Raw genomic sequence first — 25,556 nt, 5'->3', positions numbered from 1 at the left:
CCTCTCGTATGACGGACGCAGCAGCCCTCCCCGGCCAGCCGCGAGGCGGGGTCCTCACCGGCCCCGCCACCGCCCGCGCCGTCAACGTCCTCGCGCCCAACCCGTCCGCGATGACCCTGGACGGCACCAACACCTGGATCCTCTCGGAGCCGGACTCCGACCTGGCCGTCGTGGTCGACCCGGGCCCGCTGGACGACGGTCACCTGCGCAATGTCGTCGCCATGGCCGAGAAGGCCGGAAAGCGCATCGCCCTGACCCTGCTCACCCACGGCCACCCCGACCACGCCGAGGGCGCCGGACGCTTCGCCGAGCTGACCGGCACGCGCGTGCGTGCGCTCGACCCGGCGTTGCGGCTCGGCGACGAAGGGCTCGGCGCGGGGGACGTGGTCAGTGTCGGCGGCCTGGAGCTGCGCGTAGTACCGACGCCCGGGCACACCGCCGACTCGCTCTGCTTCCACCTTCCGGCCGACCGCGCCGTCCTGACCGGCGACACGATCCTGGGGCGCGGCACGACGGTCGTGGCGCACCCCGACGGCCGCCTCGGCGACTACCTGGACTCACTGCGGCGGCTCAGGTCCCTCACGGTCGACGACGGCGTGCATACCGTCCTCCCGGGGCACGGCCCCGTCCTGGAGGACGCCCAGGGCGCCGTCGAGTTCTACCTCGCCCACCGCGCCCACCGCCTCGCCCAGGTCGAGACGGCGGTCGAGGACGGCTACGAAACCCCGGCCGAGGTCGTCGCCCATGTGTACGCGGACGTGGACCGCTCTCTGTGGCCGGCGGCAGAGCTCTCGGTTCGGGCGCAGCTGGACTATCTGGAGGAGCACGGCCTCATCTAGGGCCTAGGAGATGGGCCGCAGGGCTTTGACGCCGTGCACGCGCGCGTACTCCCCCGCCAGCCACGGCCCGAGGTCATCGACGTACGACCGGAGTACACCCGGGTCGCCCGTCGGTTCGTATCCGAGCCCGGCCGCCACCCGCATCTGCTCGGCCCGGGCGGGGTAGTACGCCCCGAACGCCTCGGCCATCTCCCCCAGATCACTGGTCCACCCGCCCCAGTGAGGCATGACCAGCGTGAACCCCGTCCGCACCAGGTGCCGGGACATGAACCGCACCAGCGGCCGCCGGGCCTCGTCACTGTCATCGACGCCGGCGATGCGCTCCCGCCACCGAGGCAGCAGAAGGCCGAGATCGCCGTTGGTCTCGCGCGCGAGCAGCGAGTCGGGGCGGTAGCGCGGCAGGTACTCGGCGAGATCCTCCCCGAGCAGCGGCGTACAGAGGCAGGCGACGAACCATCCGAGGTCGTACGTCTCCAGGTCGCTCAGCAGCCGCCCGCGGCCGTACAGCAGCGTCCCGGCCCCGTCGATCTGCGCGAACTCCTTGTCCAGGCCCTCGTCGAGCACGCGCGCGTCCGCCCGGTCCGCCTCGGTCGGCTCCTCGCGCAGGGCGACCAGCAGATCGAGGTCGCTGCGCCCCACGCGCGCGGTGCCGCGCGGAATCGACCCGTAGAGGTAGGCGCTGTGCAGCCGCGCCCCGAAGACGTCGAGCAGACGGTCCCGGGCGGTGACGACAACCGGCCGGAAGACGTGGGGGACGCGCCCGAGGGAGCCTTCGCGCGCGATGTAGCCCTGAGCGTCGAGTCCTCGGCGCGGGACGGTTTCGGCCATGGGGCCACTGTGCCCTGCCGGACGGCCCGGGACGGCTCGTTATCGGCGTCGTACAGCGATGTTCAGCCTGTCCGGGGTCACCCCCGGACAGACATACGCACGGCGGCCCTACGCCGCCCGCACCGCCGAAGGCCTACGCCCCCGTCAGCTCCACCTGGACCTCGACCTCCACCGGCGCGTCCAGCGGAAGCACGGCAACGCCCACCGCGCTGCGCGCGTGGACGCCCTTGTCGCCGAGGACCTCGGCCAGGAGTTCGCTGGCGCCGTTGATGACGCCCGGCTGGCCGGTGAAGTCCGAGGCGGACGCCACGAACCCCACGACCTTCACGACGCGCGCGATGCGGTCCAGGTCGCCCGCGACGGACTTGACGGCGGCCAGGGCGTTCAGCGCGCATGTACGCGCCAGTTCCTTGGCCTCCTCCGGCGTCACCTCCGCGCCCACCTTGCCGGTGACCGGCAGCTTGCCGTCCACCATGGGGAGCTGGCCGGCGGTGTAGACGTACACGCCCGACTGGACCGCCGGCTGGTACGCGGCGAGCGGAGGCACGACCTCCGGAAGCGTCAGACCGAGCGCGGCGAGCTTCGCCTCGGCCGCGCTCACGCCTGCCTCTCCCGCTTCAGGTAGGCGACGAGCTGCTCGGGGTTGTTCGGCCCGGGCACGACCTGGACGAGCTCCCAGCCGTCCTCGCCCCAGGTGTCCAGAATCTGCTTCGTGGCGTGGACGAGCAGCGGCACGGTTGCGTATTCCCACTTGGTCATGTGGCCGACTTTATCCGTTGCCCGCGGGGGTCCATGCGGCCGACCGCTGTCAGGTTGTCCACAGGCTGCTGCGTGACTCGCGCGGCGACTGGTTAGGCTCGAAGGCGTGAGCAGGCTCCAGGTCGTCAGCGGCAAGGGCGGGACCGGAAAGACCACGGTCGCCGCCGCGCTCGCGCTCGCTCTCGCGACCGAGGGGAAGCGGACGCTTCTCGTCGAGGTCGAGGGCAGGCAGGGCATCGCGCAGCTCTTCGAGACAGAGGCGCTGCCTTATGAGGAGCGGAAGATCGCCGTCGCTCCGGGGGGCGGGGAGGTGTACGCCCTCGCCATCGACCCCGAACTGGCCCTTCTGGACTATCTCCAGATGTTCTACAAGATGGGCGGCGCCGGCCGGGCTCTGAAGAAGCTCGGCGCCATCGACTTCGCCACCACCATCGCGCCGGGGCTCAGGGACGTACTCCTGACCGGCAAGGCGTGCGAGGCCGTCCGCCGCAAGGACAAGAGCGGGCGGTTCGTATACGACTACGTCGTCATGGACGCGCCCCCCACCGGACGCATCACCCGCTTCCTGAACGTCAACGACGAGGTGGCGGGCCTCGCCAAGATCGGCCCGATACACAACCAGGCGCAGGCCGTGATGCGGGTGCTGAAGTCCGCGGAGACAGCCGTGCATCTGGTGACGCTGCTGGAGGAGATGCCGGTCCAGGAGACCGTGGACGGGATCGCCGAGCTGCGGGGGGCGCGGCTGCCGGTGGGGCGGATCATCGTGAACATGGTGCGGCCCGAGGTGTTGGACGCGGCCGATCTGGAACTCGTACGGAGTGTCCCGCGGGCCGCCGTGGCCAAGTCGCTGTCCTCGGCCGGGCTCGGCGGGGCGCGGCGCGGCGGGAATGCCGAGCGGCTGGTGGACCCGCTGCTGGCGCAGGCCGACGAGTACGCCGAGCGGTACGCGCTGGAGCAGGAACAGCGGGCGGTGCTGGACGAGTTGGGGCTGCCCGTGCACGAGTTGCCCTTGCTGTCCGAGGGCATGGACCTGGCGGGCCTGTACGAACTCGCGCGGGAGCTGCGGGAACAGGGTCTGACATGAGTTCGTTCACCAGGTGCGAGCGGTACGCGGTACGTCGGAAGCAGGGGATGTCATGAGTCGTCCGGAACCGGCCCACACGCACGACGCCGCTCGCCAGCCGCACCACCCCCAGCATCTCTCCCCCACGCGCGTGCTCGATCTCGACCCGCTGCTGGACGACCCGAAGACCCGCATCGTGGTGTGCTGCGGCTCGGGCGGCGTCGGCAAGACCACGACCGCGGCGGCGCTCGGGCTGAGGGCCGCCGAGCGGGGGCGGAAGGTCGTCGTGCTGACGATCGACCCGGCCCGTCGGCTCGCCCAGTCCATGGGCATCGACTCCCTCGACAACACCCCGCGCCGCGTGAAGGGCGTCGAGGGCGACGGCGAGCTGCACGCGATGATGCTGGACATGAAGCGCACCTTCGACGAGATCGTCGAGGCGCACGCGGACCCCGAGCGGGCGGCCGCGATCCTGGGCAACCCCTTCTACCAGTCGCTCTCGGCGGGCTTCGCGGGCACGCAGGAGTACATGGCGATGGAGAAGCTGGGGCAGCTGCGGGCGAAGGACGAGTGGGACCTCATCGTCGTCGACACGCCGCCGTCCCGCTCGGCGCTGGACTTCCTGGACGCGCCCAAGCGGCTGGGCTCGTTCCTGGACGGCAAGTTGATCCGGGTGCTGCTGGCCCCGGCGAAGGTCGGCGGGCGCGCGGGGATGAAGTTCCTGAACGTCGGCATGTCGATGATGACGGGGGCGCTGGGCAAGCTGCTCGGCGGGCAACTGCTGAAGGACGTGCAGACGTTCGTGGCCGCGATGGACTCGATGTTCGGCGGGTTCCGCACGCGCGCGGACGCCACGTACAAGCTGCTCCAGGCGCCCGGGACGGCGTTCCTGGTGGTCGCGGCCCCGGAGCGGGACGCACTGCGGGAGGCCGCGTACTTCGTGGAGCGGCTGGCCGCCGAGGACATGCCGCTCGCCGGTCTGGTGCTCAACCGGGTCCACGGCAGCGGCGCCGACCGGCTGTCGGCCGAGCGGGCGCTCGCCGCCGCGGAAAATCTTGAAGAGCCCCGCATTGTGGATCAGGAGGGCGGGAAAGCTGGACTTCGTAACTCCCCCGACACGTACGGCAGTTCACCATCGTCCGCTTCGGAAGCTCCGGCTCCTGACGAAGGCTCCCCCGCCACCACGGACATGGAGCGAACCACGGACACGGAGGACACGCAGCGAACCGCAGCCGCGGACGAGCCGCAGTCCGTCGCCCCTCATGTGGAGCGATCCGTCGACCAGCTCACCGCAAGCCTGTTGAGGCTGCACTCCGAACGTATGCAGTTGCTCTCCCGCGAGCAGCGCACGCGTGACCGCTTCACCGCGCTCCACCCCGAGGTGGCGGTGGCCGAAGTGGCCGCGCTGCCCGGCGATGTGCATGACCTCGCGGGACTGCGGGACATCGGAAACCGGCTCGCGGCACATCGGCCGGAGCTGCCCGACCCCGCGGTCGACGCCTGAGGGAGTCCTCCGGGGCCCGCCCGAGGGCGAACCCTGCGTGCTCCGTGTGCGGGGAGACCCGGGTGGGCCCCCTCAGCTCACCGCCGCGTAGTTCTCGTACACCTCGTCGTCGTCGAGGGGCACGAGACCGACCCCACGCTCGTACTCAAGACGAGCCGTCTCCAGCAGCCGGCGCCACGAGGTGACGGTCGGCCGCCTGCGCAGCAGTGCGCGGCGCTCCCGCTCCGTCATGCCTCCCCACACGCCGAACTCGACGCGGTTGTCCAGCGCGTCGGCCAAGCACTCGGTCCGCACCGGGCATCCGGTGCACACCGCCTTGGCCCTGTTCTGCGCTGCTCCCTGAACGAACAGTTCATCCGGATCGGTAGTGCGGCAGGCCGCCTGCGCACTCCAGTCGACTACCCAGCCCATACCGGCGCCGTCCTCTCCCGAATCGAGGCTCCCCCACGGCGGCAGCGGCATATTCACCGCCGCCAGTTGAGGACGTTACGGAAGGTGGGCACAGCGCAACACCCCCTTCGGGCCCAATCTTGAATGGCCCGAACGGACTATGCGTAAGCGGCAGATCACCCGGGGGAGTGAGCTGGCGACATGCGTGACCTTCCCGGCAAACCGGGACAGTTCTGTTGAGTCACAACGGACGCCGGATGACACACAAGGCGGATTCGGACACGCGTCCACCAAAAAGTTGGGGAACCTCCGGAACGATTCGGGGTCGCCGGACGTATTGATACGTGGCCGCACTGCTGTGACAGTTGAGAGCAGCTTAGGCCAAGGCCTGTGCGCCTGTCCGGCGAATGGGCTGCATCCATCATGCGAGCTCCCATCGCGGGCGGACGCTGACTTTGCCGTGCCATGGCATACGTCGCCCCGACGCACCGTCGCACCGCATATCGGCGCACCATGGCCGACATCACTCACCGGGCCGGGCTCTGGCACCGGTCGGCCCTCGGTTCGCTCATGTCTACGGTTTAGGCTTCGCTCATGCCAAAGAAGCGCTCGGGCGGTGGCCTGTCGGCAACGCAGCAGGCGGCCAAGTTCCTCGGTGTCAGTGTGCTCGCGGGAGCCGTGCTGGCGGGTATCGCGCTGCCCGCGGTCGGCGCGCTGGGACTCGCGGCCAAGGGTTCGGTCGAGAGTTTCGACGAACTCCCGGCCAACCTCAAGACCCCGCCGCTGAGCCAGCGCACGACGATCCTGGACGCCAAGGGCGGCACGATCGCCACGGTCTACTCGCGTGACCGCACGGTGGTCGACCTCAAGGACATCTCGCCGTACATGCAGAAGGCGATCGTCGCGATCGAGGACGCCCGCTTCTACCAGCACGGCGCGGTCGACCTGAAGGGCGTCCTGCGCGCCCTCAACCGCAACGCCCAGAGCGGCGGCGTCAGCGAGGGCGCGTCCACGTTGACGCAGCAGTACGTGAAGAACGTCTTCGTCGAGGAGGCCGGCGACGACCCGACGAAGGTCGCGCAGGCCACCCAGCAGACCATCGGGCGCAAGATCAAGGAGCTGAAGTACGCGATCCAGGTCGAGGAGGAGCTCGGCAAGAAGAAGATCCTCGAGAACTACCTGAACATCACGTTCTTCGGCCAGCAGGCGTACGGCGTCGAGGCCGCCTCCGAGCGCTACTTCTCCAAGTCCGCCAAGGACCTCGAGCTCCAGGAAGCGGCCCTGCTCGCCGGCATCGTCCAGTCGCCCAGCCGGTACGACCCGATCAACGACGAGGCCGAGGCCATCAAGCGGCGCGACATCGTGCTGCAGCGCATGGCCGACGTCGGCGACATCTCCCAGGCGGATGCCGACAAGGCCAAGGAGACGCCGCTGGGCCTGAAGGTCAGCAAGCCCAAGAACGGCTGCATCACCGCGGTCAAGGGCGCCAGTTTCTTCTGCAAGTACGTCGAGAAGGTCATCCTCAGCGACCCGGTCTTCGGCAAGGACCGCGAGGCCCGCGCCAAGATCTGGAACCAGGGCGGACTGACCGTCACGACGACCCTCGACCCGCAGGCCCAGGAGTCGGTCCAGGACTCGCTCAAGCAGCACGTCTACCAGACCGACAAGGTCGCGGCCGCGACCACACTGGTCGAGCCCGGCACCGGCAAGATCCTCGGCATGGGCCAGTCGAAGCCGTACGGCTCCGGCAAGAACGAGACCGAGCTCAACTACTCGGTGGACGCGGCGTACGGCGGCTCCAACTTCGGCTTCCCGACCGGTTCGACGTTCAAGCCGTTCGTGGCGGCGGCCGCGCTGGAGGAGGGGCGGCCCGCGACGCAGGAGTACCCCGCTCCGTACCAGATGCCGTACCCGCAGACGGTGCGGGGCTGCGAGAAGCCCTGGGTCAACGACGGCGACTACAAGCTGGAGAACGAGAACGAGTCCGAGGTCGGCCCCTACCGGCTCGAGGAAGCCATGGCCAAGTCGGTCAACACCTACTTCGTGCAGATGATCGAGGACATCGGCATGTGCCCGGTCGTCAACATGACCGACAAGCTCCACGTGCGCCAGGGCAACGGCAAGAACATCCCCGAGGTGCCGTCGTCGATGACGCTCGGTTCGACCGGTATCTCGCCGCTCACCATGGCGAGCGCGTACGCCGCCTTCGCGTCCCGCGGCATGTACTGCACGCCGGTCGCCATCGAGTCGATCACGCAGAAGGTGGGCGGGCAGCAGAAGTCGCTGGACGTGCCGAAGTCGACGTGCTCGCGGGCGATGTCCGAGAAGACGGCGGACACCATCAACACCCTGCTGCGCGGAGTGGTCGACTCCGGCACGGGCAGGAAGGCCGGTCTCGGCGATCGCGAGAGCGCCGGTAAGACGGGTACGACGGACGAGCGCCGCAACGCCTGGTTCGTCGGCTACACGCCCAACCTCTCCGGTGCCGTCTGGGTCGGCAGTGCCACCCAGGAGGTCAAGATGCGCAACATCACCATCGGCGGCGAGTACCACTCGCTGGTCTTCGGTGGTGAGGTGCCCGGCCCGATCTGGAAGGACGCCATGAGCGGCGCCCTCGCGGGCAAGTCCGTCGAGAACTTCAACCTCGTCGACATCCCGAAGGGCGACCGCGACCGGGGTGACGAGGGCGACGACAACGGCAACCAGAACGGCGGCAACGACGGGGACAACGGTGACAACCTCATCGGCGGCCTGGTCGGCGGCGGCAACAACGGCGGCTCGGACGGCGGCGCCTTCCCGACCCCGACCTTCTCGATCCCCGAGGGCTGGTGGCAGGGCCAGAGCAACGGGAACGGCAACGGGGGTCGTGGCTGACAGGCTGGCCGTGTGAACCGGCTGATCGCGTGAGAGAGGGGCCCGGCAGATGCCGGGCCCCTCTTCATGGAACCGAACTCCGGCGGCCGTCTCAGCCGGCGAGCAGCTTCTTCACCGCCGCGGCGACCCGGCCGCCCTCCGCCTGGCCGGCCACCTTCGGGTTCACGATCTTCATGACGGCGCCCATGGCGCGGGGCCCCTCGGCACCGGCCGCCTTGGCCTCCTCGACGGCCTGGGCGACGATCTGGTTCAGCTCGTCGTCGCTGAGCTGCTTCGGCAGGTACGCGGCGAGGACCTCACCCTCCGCCTTCTCCCGCTCGGCCTGCTCGGCGCGACCACCCTGCGCGAAGGCGTCGGCCGCCTCACGGCGCTTCTTCGCCTCGCGGGTGATCACCTTCTGCACCTCGTCGTCGGAGAGCTCGCGCTTCTCCTTGCCCGCGACCTCCTCCTTGGTGATCGCGGCGAGCGTCAGCCGGAGCGTCGAGGAGCGGAGCTCGTCGCGCTCCTTGATCGCGGCGTTGAGGTCTTCCTGCAGCTTCGACTTGAGCGTGGTCATGGGGTTGATTGTCGCAGGTGTGGGAGGGGGGACGCCCGTTGATTTCAAGGGACCTGTACGCGGGCGTCCTACGGGACGCGGTCGAGGACGGCCCGGCACGGAGCGCTCCGCCGGTCTGACACGATGGTCGTATGCGCGCGCGATATGGAGTTCCCCTGGGAATCGCGGCGGTTGGCACCGCCGGACTGCTCTACTCGGCGGGTTTTGAGGCCCGTTCCTTCCGCCTGCGACGGGTGACGATCCCCGTCCTGCCCGCGGGCATGCGCCCGCTGCGGGTGCTCCAGGTCTCCGACATCCACATGGTGGGCGGCCAGCGCAAGAAGCAGCGCTGGCTGCGCTCGCTGGCCGGCCTGCGCCCCGACTTCGTGATCAACACCGGTGACAACCTCTCCGACCCGGAGGGCGTGCCGGAGGTCCTGGACGCGCTGGGTCCGCTCATGGAGTTCCCGGGCGCGTACGTCTTCGGCTCGAACGACTACTACGGCCCGAGGCCGCGCAACCCCGCCCGCTACCTGCTGGAGAAGGTCCAGGGCCGCCACGGCCTGAACGGCAACCCGCCCGTCGTCGGCGCGATCCACAACCCCTGGGAGGACCTGCGCGACGGCTTCGACGCCGCGGGCTGGCTCAACCTCACCAACACGCGGGGGACGCTGAAGGTCGAGGGCGTGTCGGTGGAGCTCACCGGCCTGGACGACCCGCACATCAAGCGGGACCGCTACGCACAGGTGGCCGGCGGTCCGTCCGGCACCGCCGACTTCGCGATGGGCGTGGTGCACGCGCCGTACCTGCGAGTCCTGGACTCGTACACGGCCGACGACTATCCCCTGATCCTGGCCGGCCACACCCACGGCGGCCAGGTCTGCATCCCCTTCTACGGCGCCCTGGTCACCAACTGCGACCTGGACACGGACCGCGTGAAGGGCCTGTCCACGCACACGGCGGAGGGCCGTACGGCCTACCTCCACGTCTCGGCGGGCTGCGGCACGAACCGCTACACGCCGTTCCGCTTCGCCTGCCCACCGGAGGCGACGTTGCTGACGTTGGTGGGGCGGGAGTAGCGGGGTGAGGTAAGGGGCGGCGGCTGGTCGGCTGGTCGGCGTAACGAAGTGGGGGCGACCTGGCGCCTTCGGGTAACCCGCACGGATTACCCGTATCGCCCGATTCGTCCACCCTGCTTAGCGTGAGGGCATGACCGCCCCGATACCCAGGGACATCCCGGACCTCCCCGCGATACCGGGCATCCCCGCGCTGCTGCCCTCCCACGTCCCCGCCACGGCGGTGACGACCCCCACACGCCGCCCCCTGGCCGCCGCGTACCGCCTGCTGGTCGCCCTGGCCGCCGCCGCGGCGGTGACCGCCGAGATGATCGCCGGCGGCCCACTGCGCACCCTGAGCCACTTCGCGATCCAGAGCAACATCCTGCTGGCCCTGGTCTTCGCCCTCGCGGCCCGCCGCGCCTGGACCGCGCGCCGCCCCCTGCCACCGGCCCTGACGGGCGCCACGCTGCTCTACGCCGTGGTCACGGGCCTCGTCTACCACCTGCTGCTGACGAAGGGGGCGACCTCCTACGCACTCCCCGGCGCCCTCATGGGCGAGACCACCCCACCGACGGGCTGGCACACGATCACCAACCAGGTCCTGCATACGGCCACCCCGATCGCCGCCGTACTGGACTGGCTGCTCCTCACGACCCCCGGCCAACTGCGCCTACGACGGGCAGCGAACTGGCTGCTCTACCCCCTCACCTACTTGGCGCTCACCTTCGTCCGCGGCGAACTCCTGGCCCCCGGCACCCCGGGCCGCTACCTCTACCCCTTCCTCGACGTGGCCCAGCACGGCTACAAGAGCGTCCTCGGCAACGCCCTCCTCCTCGGCCTCGCCATCTACGCCCTGGCCATAGTCCTCGTGGCCCTCGACCACACCCGCCCCAACCCGATCCGCCGCCGCGCCCATCACCGCACGAAAACCGGATTTCGTCTCCGGCCACCAGTGGGCTAAAGTAAACGTCGTCGCCGCGACAAGCAGTGACATCGGGGTGTAGCGCAGCTTGGCAGCGCGCTTCGTTCGGGACGAAGAGGTCGTGGGTTCAAATCCCGCCACCCCGACAGAGAAACACCAAGTCAGGGCCCTGATCCACCAAGTGGATCAGGGCCCTGACGGGTTTCTGGAGATCGTTTGCGAGCAATCCGGGAGAAGATCTTGGTCGGCTTCTCCCAGGGGGTCAGCGCCTGAGCAGGCCGAGGCACGTCGGGCACGTCGGCTCAAGGGGCCCGGGCCTGCGCATTCGCGAATCTGACTGGCCGTAAGGACCGCCTGGGCCAGGTCGCATCGCAGGTGCGCGTGTGCTGTTCTGGAAGCAGCCGCAGGAGGCAACACCGATGCGTCGCAGCCGGACTTCCGCCTTCGTACCCTCCCGGTCGCCCGCCCCGACCGGAGCGGGCGGGGGGTTGCTGCCCACGCGAGATCTCGCTGCCGCCTGGATCCTCGTCGTCCTGATCACGGTGCCGGCCTGGGCGATGACGATCGGACAGGCCCGGGACATGGGGGTCGAGCCCGGCACCATGGGGATGGCGCTGCCCCTGTTCCTGCTGCTCTGGGTGACGATGATGGCGGCCATGATGCTGCCGTCCATGGCACCGGTGGCCATCACCTGGGTGCGGGGCATCGGACGGCAGTTCTCCGGCTGGACCCGGGCCGCCCGCACCGTCGAGTTCGTGGGCGGATATCTGCTGGTGTGGACGGCCTTCGGGCTGCTCGCCTACGGGGCCCTGGCCCTGACCGGCGGCCTGGTGGACGACCATCCCACCGCCGGACGCTGGATCGGCTCGATCGCCTTCCTGCTCGCGGGCCTGTACCAACTCGGTCCCCTCAAGCACGTCTGCCTGCGGCACTGCCGCGACCCGCTGAGCCATCTGGTGCGCTACGCCGGCTTCCGGCGACCGGCCCGCGACCTGCGGGTGGGCGTCCACCACGGCGCCTACTGTGTCGGCTGCTGCGCCGGACTGATGGTCGTCCTCGTTCCGCTCGGCGTGATGAACGTGGCGGCGATGGCCGGACTGGCCTTGGTGATCTTCGTGGAAAAGCTGTGGTCCCGGGGCTTGCTTCTCACCAGCGTCGTGGGCGTCGCCTTCCTCGTCCTGGCCCTGCTCGCTCCGTTTCAGGACTGGCTGCTGCCGGGGCTGGAGGGCTCGATGCCGTCAATGGACGGCATGTGATCCCCCCGTACGTGCCAGGTCCGCCGCCCGGCGCACGAGTCGGGACCCTCCTCCCCGTGGACCGGTTTCCCGCCCTGCACGTGGGGTGCAAGCTGGAGGGGAGGCCACCCTCCCGATCCCGGGAGCGGGCTCGGGATACGCGGTCTCGCCACTCCGAGTGAGCTCCTTCGGGCTCGGCAGGAGGGAAGCGAGATGACGGAACAGGCCCCCACCGGCACGCGCTGGCACCTGGCCGGCGACTGGTTCGATGTGTGCAAGTGCGCCATACCCTGCCCCTGCACGTTCGCGCAGCCCCCGACCTACGGTGACTGCGAAGGCGTACTCGTCTGGCACATCCGGGAAGGCAACTTCGGCGACGTACGGCTCGACGATCTCAACGTCCTGATGCTCGGCTCCTTCGAGGGCAACCCGTGGGCCGGCACGCATACCGATCCGTACGCCGCGGTCTTCCTCGACGAACGCGCCGACGACCAGCAGCGCGCTGCGCTGGGGGCCGTCTTCGGCGGTGAGGCGGGCGGTTGGCCGGCACAGTTCGGGGAGATGTTCCACCCCGAGATGCGTGGCATGGTCATCGCACCCATCCACGTGGAGATCGACGAGGACCTTGCCACCTGGCGAGCCGAGATCCCAGGCCGCGTCACGGCGACCGCCGAGGCTCTCAGCGGCCCGACCACCCCGAACGGTGCGCGCGTCCAGGTCCACAACGCCCCGGGCGCCGAGGTGGGGCCAGGCCAGATCGCCACATGGGGCCGGGCAACCATCGACCGCGCAGACGCATTCGGCTTCTCCTGGGAACGCTCCGGCAAATCGAGCAAGTACTTCCCATTCGACTGGAGCGGCCCTGACTGAAGAGCCGATGTGCACGGGCGCGCCCGCCGATGCCCGGCCTGGTTGCGTCCTCCCGGTCGCTCTCTCCGCCTCCCCCAGCGCCGACACTGCCGGTGCTCCGCCATGCCCTGTCTCCCTTCCGCTACCGCCCGCCGCATCGCGGACCAGCAGACAGGGCGGTACAAGGGGGCGCGCAGGACGGCGAGCGCCCCTCTCCAGCCTCCGCGCTCCAACGGGACTTCACCAATTTTGCGATGATTGACCTGGCTGCATCGCAGTTTGCGACACACTCACTTTCGCGCTACAGACCCGACGCCTCCTATTGATCATTAATTTGCGCTCAGGGCCAGATCCCGCAGAAGGTGTAATGTTCAAAAAGCTGCTCGCTATTTTGCAAGCCATAGCACTTGCGCTCCTACCGATCATCTCGCCTGGCTTGACGTTTTTCTGCGGAACTCAGGTGACCTCCTCCAAGGGTGCAATAAGGGCCGGGTACATCATCCTTGGCGTTATGTCTGCGATCGCGGCTCCTTGGTTCGCCCGTATAAGCAGGAAGCGCGAACGCCGAAACGCAGTGATCAAGAACGAAGCGGTCATCTCCGCGGTGGCCGACGAAATGGGCTCCCTTGTCACCCGCCCCGAGGAAAGGACCGGCCGACTGGCACGAATCCAAGATCGGCTCACCACCTGTGCTGCTCAGCACGCCGGCTCCAAGGCGCGTGCGGCCTTCTTCACCGTGGAGACCAGAAGGCGTCTTCGCCTGGCGACCTACCACAACCGCGATACTCCACCCCGACAACTCGAAAGGATGCAGGAGGAGGGCCTTGTCAATGCAATGAACGGCAAGGAGATCGTATACGTAAAAGACACCATGAACACCGATGGAAACCTGAGCTTCAACCTCGGCGACTCATATCGTTCGGCCATCATCGCTCCCGTATACGCAGGTAACGAACCACAGGGCGTTTTGGTAATCGACGCTCCGGAAGCCAAACGGCTCACGAAAAAGCACGTTCGAGAGTCCTACGTGCGAGCCCTGACACATCTGCTGGGCACCGCCCACGCGATGGGTAACGGCGTTCATGTCACCAGAAACGGCGTGCCACGCCAACCGGACGGGAAGCAGGGCGGTAAGGCAACCCCAAGTCAGGGTAAGGACAGTTGAGATGAGCGAAACGGTCCATGGGCAGCCGAACGGCCCTAACCTGCTGTGGAGTTGGCGGATTGGTCTGGGGGGACATCATGCCTGAACGCGAAGCCGAGATCATCGAGTCGGGACGCGCCTGGATGGCGGGTCGCGTGCCCAACGATGTGTACTTCTCCAAGGTGGTTCAGTCCGCGGCCGTCAGCCCGGGTGAGGAACTGCTCAGCCGGGTCTTCGCCTTGATCGCGAAGGTCGTCAGGTGGAAGCGGCACACTGCGTAATCGGCGCCTACCGCTCACGGGGATGAGTGTTGGCTCGGCGGCGTGAGGCTCCTGGCTGAGCACCGGCGAGTGGCAGCAGGCGAAGACCTCCGCATCTCCCCCACGCCCTTGCCGGGAACCGCGTCGTCCGGCACCGGTCCCTCCCCTCGTGGGGACCGGTGCCGGACGGCGGAGTTGTTGTGCCGGTCCGGAGAGTTACCGGCCGCGGCGGCATCAGGCGGCGGGTCAGTGTCGATCTGGTCGGCGTCGATCGAGCCGGTGTGAGTCGAGCCGGTGTGAGTCGAGTCGGTGTGAGTCGAGTCGGTCCGGAAAGTGACCGAGAACATGCGGCGCCATGAGTGGTCTCTCCGAGCTCTTGGCTGGTGGCCTGTCCGAGCGGCGCGCGAGAGCTGCGCATTTGCGTCGTGATCCTGCCATTCGAGCGTGCCCGCGAGGAGGTTCCGGTCTCCGGAGGCCGCCGTTACCGCAGGTCAGCCGTATAAAGTGAGTTTTCCGGTCCGGATGATCAGGTACGGCGGAAGTGAAGAGGTGGAGGCTTTGAGTTCCGACCCCGGGGCGCGCACGGCCTTCGCGGAACGGCTCGCGCTGCTGTACAAGGAGGCCGGCAACCCCCCGCTGAAGAGCGTGGCCGAGGCGGTCGTAAGGCTGCAGCGGGTCGATGAGCGGGGGCGGCCCGTACGGGTGTCCGCTCAGCGGATCAGTGACTGGCGGCGGGCCAAGAACGTGCCCGCGCAGTTCGCCGCGCTGGTCGCCGTGCTGCATGTCCTGATCCCGCAAGCCCGGCGCGCGCGGCCCACACCTGTGTCCGCCGGGCTCTACGACCTGGGCCAGTGGCAGCGGCTGTGGGAGCGGGCGACCTCCGGGGAAGAGGAGGAGCGGACTCCGGTCGAGGTCCCGGCGATGTCCGGTGGGGTGTGTCCCTACCGCGGACTGGCCTCGTACCGGCAGGAGGACGCCCGGTGGTTCTTCGGCCGGGAGCGGAGTACGGACGCCCTGGTCGCCCAGCTCCGCACCGTGGAGAAGTCCGGCGGCGGTCTGGTCATGCTCGTCGGCGCCTCCGGGGCCGGAAAGTCCTCCCTGCTGAACGCCGGTCTGGTGACCGCGCTCCAGAACGGTGCCCTGAGTAGTGAGGGCGGTGGGAACGGCCCGGCCGGCACCGTCGTGCAGTTCGTGCCCGGCAGCGATCCGCTCGCCGAGCTGTCCCGTCGTATACCCGAACTCGCGGACGTCGTCCGTCCCTCGGCAGCGCGAGACCGGCGAGGGGCGGAGCGTTCCTCCGCGCCGTCGGCAGACGCCGTCGGCCCCGGTGACGCGGCCGGGCGCGAGGCCGGCGGGGAACCCGGGCCCGGCACCGACCTGACCCGGGCCACCCGCGACGCCCTCCACGCCTGGGCCCGGCGCGAGGCCCCCTCGGGCGCTCGCCCCGTCCTGATCGTCGACCAGTTCGAGGAGACCTTCACCCTCTGCCCCGACGAAGCGGACCGCCGCACCTTCGTCCAGGTCCTGCACGCCGCCTGCACGTCCCCCGAAGCGGACGACCCCGCCCCCGTGCTCGTCGTCCTCGGCATCCGCGCCGACTTCTACGAGCAGTGCCTCGCCCACCCCGAGCTGGCCGACGCGCTGCAGCACCGGCACATGGTGCTCGGACCGCTCACGACCGCGGAGTTGCGGGACGCGGTGACCGGGCCGGCCAAGGCCGTGGGGCTGGAGCTGGAGCCGGGGCTGGCGGAGCTGATCGTGCGCGAGGTGAGTGCGGACGGCCCGCGCGGGACGCATGACGCGGGGGTGCTGCCGCTGCTGTCGCACGCGCTGCTCGCCACCTGGCAGCGGCGCAAGGCGGGGCGGTTGACGCTGGCCGGGTATCGGGCGGCGGGTGGGATCCAGGGGGCCGTGGCGGCCACCGCCGAGCGTGCCTGGTCCGGCCTCGATCCGGCCGCGCGCACCGCCGCCCGGCTGCTGCTGCTCCGGCTGGTCCGGCTCGGCGAGGACACTCAGGCGACCCGGCGGCGCGGGACCCGGCGGCAACTGGCGGCGGAGTCGACGGATCCGGGCAAGACGGAGGAGTCGCTCGAGGCGCTGGTGCGGGCCCGGCTGGTCACGCTGGACGCGGAGACCGTGGAGATCACGCACGAGGCGCTGCTCCATGCCTGGCCACGGCTGCGGGACTGGATCGACGACGACCGGCAGGGCAATCTGCTGCGCCAGCGGCTGGAGGAGGACGGCCGGGCCTGGGAGGAGTCCGACAGAGACAACTCCCTGTTGTACCGGGGGTCGCGGCTGGAGCAGGCCCATGGCTGGGCCCGGTCCGCCGGGGACACCTTCCTCACCCGCAGCGCCGTGGAGTTCCTGGCCGCCTCGGTACGGCTGCGCCGGCGCACCGTGTGGATCATGCGGAGCGCGGTCGCGGCGCTGGTCGCGCTGGCCATGGTGGCCGTCGGTGCGGCGGTGGTCGCCTGGCAGCAGCGGGACGACGCCGTGTTCGCGCAGGTGCTCGCCGAGGCCGACCGCTTCCAGTACACGGACCCCTCGCTGTCCGCCCAGCTCGACCTGGTGGCGCACCGGCTGCGCCCGGACGACGAGGACACCAGCAGCCGGCTCATCTCGATCGTGAACGCCCCGCTGGCCACACCCCTGCGCGGCCATACCGGCGCCGTCTACCTCACCACGTTCAGCCCGGACGGGCGGCTCCTGGCCACCGCCAGCTACGACCGGACCGTACGCCTGTGGGACGTCGCCGACCGGGCCCGGCCCAAGCCTCTGGGCAAGCCGCTGACCGGGCACGAGAGCTGGGTGAGCAGCGCGGTCTTCAGCCCGGACGGCCGTACCCTCGCCAGCGCCGCCGACGACGGCACGGTCCGGCTGTGGGACGTGCGGCACCCGAACCGGCCGCGTGCGCTGGGCGCGCCCCTGACCGGGCACGAGGGCACCATCTACCTGGTCGCCTTCAGCCCGGACGGCCGTACGCTCGCCTCGGTCAGCGAGGACCGCACGGTGCGGTTGTGGAACGTGGCCGATCCGGCGCGGCCGGCGGCGCTCGCCAAGCTGACCGGGGCCGACGCCGCCGTGCGGTCCGTGGCGTTCAGCCCGGACGGGCGCACGCTGGCGGCCGGGGGCGACGACGACAGGATCCGGCTGTGGGACGTGGCCGAAACGGGCCGCCCGAAGGCGCTTTCCACGCTGACCGGGCACACCGACCTGGTGCACTCCGTCGCCTTCAGCCCGGACGGCCGCACCCTCGCCAGCGGCAGCGCGGACGACACCATCCGGCTGTGGGACGTCACCGATCCGCGCCACGGCAGCCAGCTCGGCGCACCGCTCACCGGGCACACCGGCCCCATCTGGTCGGTGGCCTTCAACCCCGCCGGCAGCATGCTCGCCGCCGCCAGCGCGGACAGCACCGCGAGCCTGTGGAACGTCAGCGACCCGGCGTACCCCTCCCAGGTCGGCGAGCCGCTCGCGGGGGCCAGCGGGGAGATGTACGCGCTCGGGTTCAGCCCCGACGGCCGTACGCTCGCCACCGGCAGCGGCGACAGCAAGGTCCGGCTGTGGTCGATTCCGACGGCGGACATGATCGGGCGCAGCGGGGCGTTCCGGCCGGACGGGCAGGTGCTCGCCACGGCCGCGCGCGACGGCAGCGTACGGCTGTGGAACGTGGCCCGGCCCGCCCGGCCCGTGCTGCTGAACGAGCCCTTCATGCCCGGCGACGGCGGCCAGCGTTCCCTGGAGTTCTCCCCCGACGGCCGCACCCTCGCGGTGCTGACCGGCAACCGGGCGGTGCATCTGTGGGACGTCGGCGACCCGTCCCGCCCGGTCTCCCTGGGCGCGCCCATCACCCTGCGCACCCGGTTCATGGGCCCCGACGCGCTGGCGTACAGCCCCGACGGACGCACCCTCGCCACCGCCTACGACGACCGCACCATCCGGCTGTGGAACGTCAGCGACCCGGCCCATGCCGTGCCGCTCGGCGCACCGATCACCGGGCACACCGGCTACATCAACTCCCTGGCCTTCAGCCCGGACGGCCGCACGCTGGCCAGCGGCAGCGCGGACAGCACGATCCGGCTGTGGAAGGTGACCGACCCCCGCCGTCCCACCCTGTTCGGCGCGCCGCTCACCGGGCACACCGGGCCCGTGAACGCGCTCGAGTACAGCCCGGACGGCCAGACCCTGGCCAGCGGCAGCGACGACGACACCGTACGGCTCTGGGACGTCACCGACCCGGCTGCGGCGGCCTCGCTGGGCCCCCCGCTCACCGGCCACACCGAGTCGGTGGTGTCGCTGACGTTCAACGAGGGCGGGCGCTATCTGGCCAGCGGTGGCAACGACAACACCGTGCGGCTGTGGAACGTCTCCCGGCCGTCCGACGCCTCCGCCGTCGGTCAGGCGATGAGCCCCAACGCCAAGACGGGCAACTTCCTGTCGTTCAGCCCGACGGGCCACATGCTCGGCGTCTCCAGCGGCACCGACACCGTACGGCTGTGGAACCTGGACGTGGACCAGGCGATCCGCCGCGTCTGCTCGACCACGCGGAATGTGCTGACGCGGGAGAAGTGGGACGAGTATCTGCCGCGGTTGTCGTACGAACCGCCGTGCGCGACCTAGGTCCGTGCGCGAGTGCGTGGGCGAGTCCATGCGCGAGTCCGTGCGCTCAGTGATGGAGCGGGGACGCATGTGGCATGACGAGGGATCATTGGACAGCGGTTTCCGTGATCCCGGTCACAACCCCTCCATGTAGCCGATCAGTCGACTCCCGTCGGCGAGGCAGCCTTGTTACTGTTGGGGACAGCCCGATCGCTGGTGCATCCCCCGTCGCCAGCGGTCGGGCCTTCGCATGTCCCCGGCGCCCGGGGCGGCGCGCCTCCCCGACCCGGTGGGTCCTGCCGAGGAGCCGTACGCTGACCGCGTGCCACACGACTCCCCCACCAAGCGCGTCATCGTCGTCACCGCTGTGCACGGCCCTTCGGCGGCGTTCCTGCCGGAGGCGCACAAGTCGCTGGACGCGCAGGAGTTGCCGGCGGGCTGGGAGTGGCACTGGGTGATCCAGGAGGACGGGAGGACGGACGAGGTCCGCCCGTACATCCCCGACGACGCGCGCGTGACCTTCCGTCAGGGCCGCCCCGGTGGCCCCGGCGTGGCGCGCACCATCGCGCTCGCGCACGCCGAGGGCGAGTACGTGAAGATCCTGGACGCCGACGACCAGCTCACGCCGGGGACCCTGGCCCGTGACGTGGCCGTCCTGGAGGCCGACGGCTCGGTCGGCTGGACCACCTCCCGTGTCCTGGACCTCCTGCCGGACGGCTCGACGGCCGGTTTCCCCGACGACCCCGACGACGGGCCGATCGAGCGGGGTGCCGTGCTCGACTTCTGGCAGGCGCACGACTTCCGCGCCCAGGTCCACCCGGCGACCCTCTGCGTACGCCGCGACCTGCTGCTCGGCCTCGGCGGCTGGATGGCGCTGCCGGCCTCGGAGGACACCGGCCTGCTGCTGGCCCTCAGCTCGGTGAGCCGGGGCTGGTTCTCGGCGGAGGTGGGGCTGCTCTACCGCAAGTGGCAGGGCCAGATGACGGGTCAGCGGGCCCACGTCGACCCGGCGGAGCGGGCGGCACGCATGGCGGTGGTGGAGGCCAGGGCGCGGGCGCTGGGCTCGTTCGGCTGGTGCTGTCCGCCCGCCGTTCGCTGATCCGCCTGCTATTCGGTGAGGGAGATGGCCTGGGACGGGCACTTCTCGACGGCCTCCCGCACCCTCGGGTCGGCGCCGCTGTCCTCCCGTCCCGGTCGCACGACGCCGTACTCGTCGACGAACTCGAAGACCGACGGTGCGCGGTGGACGCACTCGGCGGAGCCGTAACAGAGGTTCGGATCGATGGAGACCTTCATCCGCGCTCCCGTCGTGGACCGTGGCCGGGCTTTCCTGACTGGACTGCCCAGCCGCCGAACCCTCCTAATCCTCCGGGTCCTACTGGTCCTACTGGTCCTACTGGTCCTACTGGTCCTACTGGTCAAAGGGGAGTTCGAGCATCCGGATCGCGTTTCCGCGCAGCAGCTTGTAGGCGACCTCGGCGGAGAGCCCGCCGACGTGCTCCTCGGCCACCCGCTTGGTCTCCGGCCAGGTCGAGTCGACGTGCGGATAGTCCGTCTCGAAGGTCGCGTTGTCGACGCCGACCGTCTCGATCGCCTCGATGCCGTGCTTGTCGCGGAAGAAGCAGCAGAAGATCTGGCGGTAGTAGTACGTCGACGGCGGCTCCGGGATCAGGTCCTTCACGCCGCCCCAGGCCCGGTGCTCCTCCCAGACGTCGTCCGCGCGCTCCAGGGCGTACGGGATCCAGCCCATCTGGCCCTCGCTGTACGCGAGTTTGAGCCGGGGGAACTTCACCAGGACCCCGGAGAAGAGGAAGTCCATCATCGACGCCATGGCGTTGTTGAAACTGAGGGATGCCTGGACAGCGGGCGGGGCGTCGGGTGAGGCGGCCGGCATCTGGGAGGAGGACCCGATGTGCATGTTGACGACCGTGCCGGTCTCCTCGCAGGCCGCGAAGAACGGGTCCCAGTAGCCGGAGTGGATGGACGGCAGCCCGAGATACGTCGGAATCTCGCTGAACGTCACCGCCCGCACCCCGCGCGCCGCGTTCCGGTGGATCTCCGCGACCGCGAGGTCGATGTCCCACAGCGGGATGAGGCACAGCGGGATCAGCCGGCCGCCGCTGTCGCCGCACCACTCCTCGACCATCCAGTCGTTGTAGGCGCGCACGCAGGCCAGCCCGACCTCCTTGTCCTTGGCCTCCGCGAAGGTCTGGCCGCAGAAGCGCGGGAAGGTCGGGAAGCAGAGCGAGGCCTCGACGTGGTTGATGTCCATGTCCGCCAGCCGGGCCTTCGGGTCCCAGCAGCCGCGCCGCATCTGCTCGCGCGTGATGCCGTCGAGCGTCATATCGTCCCGGGAGAAGCCGACGGCCGCGATGATGCGCTTGTACGGGAAGAGGTCGCCCTCGTACTCCCACCAGTCGGTGATCTGGCCGTCCGGGTCCGTGGTGAACCGGTACTTCCCGCCGATGTACTCGAGGTCACCGATCCCGGCAGTGAGGGGCTTCGGGCCCCGGTCCCGGTACTTGGCCGGGAGCCAGGTCTCGAAGAGGTGCGCGGGCTCGATCACATGGTCGTCCACGCTGATGACCTTGGGCAGATCCTTCGTGCCGCTCTCGGTACTGGCCACGCTTACCTCCCGAAGCGCCTTATCTGACGGTCCATCAGATTTAGGGTCAGGGTAGTGGCCCGGCCGGAGTCCCGCCAGGGCTCATGCAGGTCGACGCCAGGCGTCAGTTGTTCCAGCTCTCGTCGTACGGATCCTTCGGCGCCGGCACCGGCTTCGCCTCCGTGACCTCGATGTACGGGATCGGGCCCCCGTTGACCGGGTCCTCGGCGCGGCGTGGGGTGTAGGTGCCGGTGATCTGGAGCCAGGTGTCCGGCTGGAGGACCGGGGGGACCTGGCCGGTCAGGGCGACCTTGACCGGCTGGGCGTCGGCCGCGCAGCAGTTGAGGGCCATACGGACCAGGTAGGGGGTGCCGTCGGGGTCCAGGGCCAGGAAGCCGGTGAGCCGGACCCGGCGGTCGCGCAGGGTGCGGCCGTGGTCGTAGACGGCGCGGCCCGCGTAGTCGACGACGCTGAGGGGCAGGGGGTCCGCGGCGGGGAGGGCGGGGTAGGCGAGGGGTTCCTGGAGGGCGGTGCCGGTGCGGGTCGCGCTGTAGGAGCCGAGGGCGGGCGGGGCGACCAGGATGAGGGCGAAGAGGGGGAGGACGAGGAGCCAGGAGACGCGGGGTTCGGGGTGAGCATGCTCATCGGTCTGCTTCTGGCGTCGCGCCCGCTTCCGCTCGTACCACACCGTCGCCACCGCCGCCGCGATCAACACCGCGCCGGCCACCAGCACCAGCGGACGCAAGCCCTGCTTGACGTACCGCAGATAGAGGTCGGTCGTGCCCGCGTGCAGCAGGGACGCGCCGAGCAGGAACAGGACGGCCGACTGCGCCTGGCGGTTCACAGGATCACCCAGCCGGTCAGCACCGACACCACCACGGCCAGCGCGAACGTGGCCGGTGCGAAGCGCAGGGCGAAGGCGCGGCCGAAAGTGCCCGCCTGCATCGCGAAGAGCTTCAGGTCGATCATCGGGCCCACGACGAGGAACGTGAGCCGGGCCGTGAGCGAGAACTGCGACAGCGACGCCGCCACGAACGCGTCCGCCTCCGAGCAGATGGACAGCACCACGGCGAGGATCGCGAGGACGAGGACCGACAGCACCGGGTTGTCGGCCGCGGCCCGCAACCAGCTCTCCGGGGCCACCGCCTTGAGGGTCGCCGCCGCCATCGCGCCGACCACCAGGAAGCCGCCCGCGTGCATCACATCGTGCCGCACGGAGCCCCAGAAGGCCTCGCCCTTGGTCTGGCCGTCGTGGGAGGGGCGGGACGGCGGCTTCAGCCAGTCGGTACGGCCGAGGCGCAGCCACAGCCAGCCCATCGCGCAGGCCACCAGGAGGCTCGCGACCAGTCGGGCGAGGACCATCTCCGGGTCGCCGGGGAAGGCGACGGCCGTCGCCGTCAGCACGATCGGGTTGATCGCCGGGGCGGACAGCAGGAAGGCGAGTGCCGCTGCCGGGGTGACGCCCCGCCTGACCAGTGCCCCCGCCACTGGTACGGACGCGCACTCACAGCCCGGCAGCACCGCGCCCGCCGCCGAAGCGACCGGGACCGCGAGGGCGGGGCGGCTCGGCAGTGCCCGGGCGAAGAAGGACGGCGGCACGAACACCGCGATCGCCGCCGAGAGCAGCACGCCGAGTACCAGGAAGGGCAGCGCTTGCACCATCACCGCGACGAACACCGTCGTCCAGCTCTGCATGACCGGGGCGGAGAGCGCGCGGCGGATCGGGCTCTGCAGGAGCACCAGCACGAGCATCAGCATGGTGAGCAGGAGTGGGGAGTTGAGGTGCCGGGCCTCCTCCTGCGGCCTCGCCTGCTCCCTGTGGTCATCGGTCCCCTTCGGGACCGCTTTGGTGATCGCCACGGGCGAGGTACCTCCGGTGGTGCGGAAGGGCGTTGGATTCCCTCCCCTCTCATACGGCGGGAGAGGCGCGGGCGTTCAGGGTCCGCAGGACCGCTTCTGGAACCACCCGTCACTTTCAGGCAGTCTTTCCCCTCGTGGGGAGCGTTCCGAATCAGGGCTTAGGGAGTGACACCGCCGCACACATGGTGGTGTGCGGCGACGACGGGCTGGCGCATCGGCTGGCCGAAGAGTTGCGTGGGGTGTACGGCGAACAGGTCACGCTCGTCGTGCCGCCCTCCGAGCGGACGGTACGGACGCCGGTCGTGGGCCGGGCCCGGGCGGCGTCGGCGGCGTTCATCGACCGGATGGTGAACGTGGCCGTCAGCCGGACGGGCGGCGGGACCGGCAGCGGAACCGGCGGCAGTGAGCCGACCGGGAGCATCCGGGTGGTGGAGGCCGGCGAGGCGACCGAGGAGAAGCTCGCCGAGGCGGGCGTGGAGCGGGCCGCCGCGCTCGCCCTCGTCTATGACGACGACGAGACCAACATCCGCGCCTCCCTCACCGCCCGCCGCCTCAACCCCCGCCTCCGGCTCGTCCTGCGCCTCTACAACCGCCGGTTGGGCCAGCACATCGAGGAACTCCTCGACCAGGCGGCCGCGTTGGCGACCGGCGTGGGTGATGCGGGGCTGGACGCCTCGACGACCGTCCTCTCCGACGCCGATACGGCCGCCCCCGCACTGGCCGCCACCGCCGTCGCCGGCACCACCAAAGTCGTACAGACGGACGGCCTGCTGCTGCGCGCGGTGGAGCGCCCGCCCCTGCGTCCGGGCCAAGCGCCGCCTTCCGGGCTGGCCACGCTGGCCGTCCTGTCCAGCAACGACCCGGCCGGAGCGGCCGGTTCGGAGGGCAACGGGGAGCACGGTCCGCTGCTGCTGCCGGACACGGCGGCGGTGCGGGAGGCCAGGGGGCGGGGGACGGTCGTCCTGGAGCAGGTGTCGTACGCGGGCCCGTCGCTGCCGTCCGGCAGGGGGGTCGTGCCGTCGTTCGGGTCCCTGTTCTCGCGGCGGTTGAGGTGGTCGCTGGCGGGACTGGTGGGGTGTGTGGCGGCGCTGGCCGTGGCGCTGACGGTGGTGACCGGCGAACACCCGCTCTACGCGACGTACATGACCCTTCTCGACCTCTTCGCCATCAACGAACCCGCACTCCACCAGTCCCTGGCCCGCCAGATCCTCCAGCTCCTGTCCGGGCTGATGGGACTGCTGCTGCTTCCGGTGCTGCTGGCGGCGGTGCTGGAGGCGCTGGGCACGTTCCGTACCGCGTCCGCCCTGCGCAAACCGCCGCGTGGGCTGGGCGGCCATGTGGTGCTGCTCGGCCTGGGCAAGATCGGCACCCGCGTGCTGACGCGGCTGCGGGAACTGCACATTCCCGTGGTGTGCGTCGAGGCCGACCCCGAGGCGCGCGGGCTCGCTACGGCGCGGCGGCTGCGGGTGCCGGTGGTGCTCGGGGACGTCACCCAGGAAGGCGTCCTGGAGGCGGCCAAGATCCACCGTTCGAGCGCGCTGCTCGCGGTGACCAGCGCGGACACGACGAACCTCGAGGCCGCGCTGTACGCCCGCTCCGTGCGGCCCGATCTGCGGGTCGTCCTGCGTCTGTACGACGACGACTTCGCCACCGCCGTCTACCGCACCCTGCGCGCCGCGCACCCCCACGCCTCCACCCGGAGCCGCAGCGTGACCCATCTGGCGGCGCCCGCCTTCGCCGGGGCGATGATGGGGCGGCAGATCCTGGGGGCGATTCCCGTCGAGCGGCGGGTGCTGCTGTTCGCGGAGCTGGACGTGGCCGGTCATCCCCAGCTCGAGGACAAGACCGTCGGCGAGGCCTTCAAGGAGGGCGCCTGGCGGGTACTGGCCCTGGACCGGAGCCCGCAGGACGGGCGCTCCGACGATCGCCGGGAGGAACCGGCGGTCGAGGAGGCGTACGAGGAGGCCCGGGTGGGCGGGGGTGCGTCGGGGTGGGTGTGGGACCTGCCCGACAACTACCTCCTCCAGAAGGACGACCGGGTGGTACTGGCCGCGACGCGGCGGGGGTTGGCGGAACTCTTGGGGAGGCGGTCGCGGGAGCGGGCGGGGGCGTGACGGCGGGAGTTTTCTCGCCCCCGCCGCCCCTACCCGTCCCATCCACCAGGGGCGCTGCCCCTTCGACCCCGGCCGCCTGGGGGCTACCGCCCCCAGGCCCCCGCTTCGGCCCCTA

General features: G+C 70.4%; 22 protein-coding genes and 1 tRNA gene. 14 read left to right on the top strand and 9 right to left on the bottom strand.

Annotation, left to right across the window (positions count from 1 at the left end):
• The first annotated feature begins 8 nt into the window (after positions 1-8).
• Entirely contained in the window at positions 9-839 is an 831-nt protein-coding gene (locus IF78_RS0110190; protein WP_031482659.1) for an MBL fold metallo-hydrolase, read from the top strand.
• 3 nt (positions 840-842) lie between these two features.
• Here the strand turns inward: IF78_RS0110190 and IF78_RS0110185 are convergent, their stop codons facing one another.
• From IF78_RS0110185 to sp36, 3 genes are all read right to left on the bottom strand, one after another.
• The gene (locus IF78_RS0110185) at positions 843-1,667 is read right to left on the bottom strand and encodes a nucleotidyltransferase domain-containing protein (RefSeq protein ID WP_031482661.1); all 825 of its coding nucleotides are present in this window, start codon (positions 1,665-1,667) and stop codon (positions 843-845) included.
• Between the two features lie 133 nt (positions 1,668-1,800).
• Entirely contained in the window at positions 1,801-2,268 is a 468-nt protein-coding gene (locus tag IF78_RS0110180) for a RidA family protein (protein WP_031482663.1), read from the bottom strand.
• Positions 2,265-2,426, bottom strand: coding sequence for a Sp36 family protein (gene sp36, locus IF78_RS47570; RefSeq protein ID WP_010986011.1), 162 nt, complete (start codon positions 2,424-2,426; stop codon positions 2,265-2,267). Before sp36 ends, IF78_RS0110180 begins: the two co-directional genes overlap by 4 nt.
• A 106-nt stretch (positions 2,427-2,532) precedes the next feature.
• Between sp36 and bagA the strand changes: the two genes are divergently transcribed.
• Both bagA and bagB read left to right on the top strand, forming a co-directional pair.
• Complete coding sequence (gene bagA / locus IF78_RS0110170) at positions 2,533-3,510, top strand: ATPase BagA (protein ID WP_031482665.1); 978 nt, start codon at positions 2,533-2,535, stop codon at positions 3,508-3,510.
• 52 nt (positions 3,511-3,562) lie between these two features.
• On the top strand, positions 3,563-4,993 hold the full coding sequence (bagB, locus tag IF78_RS0110165; RefSeq protein WP_031482667.1) for an ATPase BagB: 1,431 nt from the start codon (positions 3,563-3,565) through the stop codon (positions 4,991-4,993).
• Between the two features lie 72 nt (positions 4,994-5,065).
• On the opposite strand, the gene wblA is transcribed toward bagB, so the two are convergent.
• Positions 5,066-5,404: a transcriptional regulator WblA gene (gene wblA, locus IF78_RS48850; protein ID WP_031482669.1), complete on the bottom strand. Its 339-nt coding sequence runs from the start codon at positions 5,402-5,404 to the stop codon at positions 5,066-5,068.
• A 573-nt stretch (positions 5,405-5,977) separates the two neighbouring features.
• Here wblA and IF78_RS0110155 point away from each other — a divergent pair.
• Positions 5,978-8,257 (top strand): transglycosylase domain-containing protein, encoded by a 2,280-nt coding sequence (locus IF78_RS0110155; protein WP_031482671.1) that lies wholly within the window; start codon positions 5,978-5,980, stop codon positions 8,255-8,257.
• Positions 8,258-8,348: 91 nt separating this feature from the next.
• On the opposite strand, the gene IF78_RS0110150 is transcribed toward IF78_RS0110155, so the two are convergent.
• Positions 8,349-8,813, bottom strand: coding sequence for a GatB/YqeY domain-containing protein (locus IF78_RS0110150; protein ID WP_031482673.1), 465 nt, complete (start codon positions 8,811-8,813; stop codon positions 8,349-8,351).
• A 131-nt stretch (positions 8,814-8,944) separates the two neighbouring features.
• Here IF78_RS0110150 and IF78_RS0110145 point away from each other — a divergent pair, with 131 nt between their 5' ends.
• From IF78_RS0110145 to IF78_RS0110105, 9 genes are all read left to right on the top strand, one after another.
• Positions 8,945-9,871 (top strand): metallophosphoesterase, encoded by a 927-nt coding sequence (locus tag IF78_RS0110145; protein WP_031482675.1) that lies wholly within the window; start codon positions 8,945-8,947, stop codon positions 9,869-9,871.
• A gap of 130 nt (positions 9,872-10,001) precedes the next feature.
• The gene (locus IF78_RS0110140) at positions 10,002-10,811 is read left to right on the top strand and encodes a Pr6Pr family membrane protein (protein WP_031482677.1); all 810 of its coding nucleotides are present in this window, start codon (positions 10,002-10,004) and stop codon (positions 10,809-10,811) included.
• Between the two features lie 33 nt (positions 10,812-10,844).
• Positions 10,845-10,918: transfer RNA gene (locus IF78_RS0110135), tRNA-Pro, on the top strand.
• A 273-nt stretch (positions 10,919-11,191) separates the two neighbouring features.
• The gene (locus tag IF78_RS0110130; protein ID WP_037640081.1) at positions 11,192-12,028 is read left to right on the top strand and encodes a DUF2182 domain-containing protein; all 837 of its coding nucleotides are present in this window, start codon (positions 11,192-11,194) and stop codon (positions 12,026-12,028) included.
• A gap of 192 nt (positions 12,029-12,220) precedes the next feature.
• On the top strand, positions 12,221-12,877 hold the full coding sequence (locus IF78_RS0110125; RefSeq protein WP_031482682.1) for a DUF1326 domain-containing protein: 657 nt from the start codon (positions 12,221-12,223) through the stop codon (positions 12,875-12,877).
• A gap of 346 nt (positions 12,878-13,223) precedes the next feature.
• Complete coding sequence (locus IF78_RS48340) at positions 13,224-14,021, top strand: GAF domain-containing protein (protein WP_158751329.1); 798 nt, start codon at positions 13,224-13,226, stop codon at positions 14,019-14,021.
• Between the two features lie 77 nt (positions 14,022-14,098).
• Positions 14,099-14,281: a hypothetical protein gene (locus IF78_RS0110115; RefSeq protein ID WP_158751327.1), complete on the top strand. Its 183-nt coding sequence runs from the start codon at positions 14,099-14,101 to the stop codon at positions 14,279-14,281.
• Between the two features lie 528 nt (positions 14,282-14,809).
• Positions 14,810-18,883: a WD40 repeat domain-containing protein gene (locus tag IF78_RS0110110; protein ID WP_031482687.1), complete on the top strand. Its 4,074-nt coding sequence runs from the start codon at positions 14,810-14,812 to the stop codon at positions 18,881-18,883.
• 301 nt (positions 18,884-19,184) lie between these two features.
• The gene (locus tag IF78_RS0110105) at positions 19,185-19,961 is read left to right on the top strand and encodes a glycosyltransferase family 2 protein (protein ID WP_031482689.1); all 777 of its coding nucleotides are present in this window, start codon (positions 19,185-19,187) and stop codon (positions 19,959-19,961) included.
• Positions 19,962-19,969: 8 nt separating this feature from the next.
• Here IF78_RS0110105 and IF78_RS0110100 read toward each other — a convergent pair whose 3' ends face one another.
• The 4 genes from IF78_RS0110100 to IF78_RS0110085 all read right to left on the bottom strand — a co-directional run bounded on the left by IF78_RS0110100 (position 19,970) and on the right by IF78_RS0110085 (position 23,327).
• Positions 19,970-20,158: a ferredoxin gene (locus tag IF78_RS0110100; RefSeq protein ID WP_031482691.1), complete on the bottom strand. Its 189-nt coding sequence runs from the start codon at positions 20,156-20,158 to the stop codon at positions 19,970-19,972.
• Between the two features lie 115 nt (positions 20,159-20,273).
• The gene (locus IF78_RS0110095) at positions 20,274-21,488 is read right to left on the bottom strand and encodes an amidohydrolase family protein (RefSeq protein ID WP_031482693.1); all 1,215 of its coding nucleotides are present in this window, start codon (positions 21,486-21,488) and stop codon (positions 20,274-20,276) included.
• A gap of 103 nt (positions 21,489-21,591) precedes the next feature.
• Entirely contained in the window at positions 21,592-22,311 is a 720-nt protein-coding gene (locus tag IF78_RS0110090; protein ID WP_031482695.1) for a TIGR03943 family putative permease subunit, read from the bottom strand.
• On the bottom strand, positions 22,308-23,327 hold the full coding sequence (locus IF78_RS0110085; RefSeq protein WP_031482697.1) for a permease: 1,020 nt from the start codon (positions 23,325-23,327) through the stop codon (positions 22,308-22,310). The genes IF78_RS0110090 and IF78_RS0110085 overlap by 4 nt, the downstream gene beginning before the upstream one ends.
• 182 nt (positions 23,328-23,509) lie before the next feature.
• Here IF78_RS0110085 and IF78_RS0110080 point away from each other — a divergent pair, with 182 nt between their 5' ends.
• Entirely contained in the window at positions 23,510-25,441 is a 1,932-nt protein-coding gene (locus IF78_RS0110080; protein ID WP_031482699.1) for an NAD-binding protein, read from the top strand.
• Positions 25,442-25,556: the final 115 nt, after the last annotated feature.

Origin of the sequence: Streptomyces bicolor (assembly GCF_000719285.1) — a bacterium.
Classification (GTDB): Bacteria; Actinomycetota; Actinomycetes; order Streptomycetales; family Streptomycetaceae; genus Streptomyces; species Streptomyces bicolor.
The sequence above is the reverse complement of the archived record's forward strand: the minus strand, read 5'-3'. Positions and strand labels throughout refer to the sequence as shown.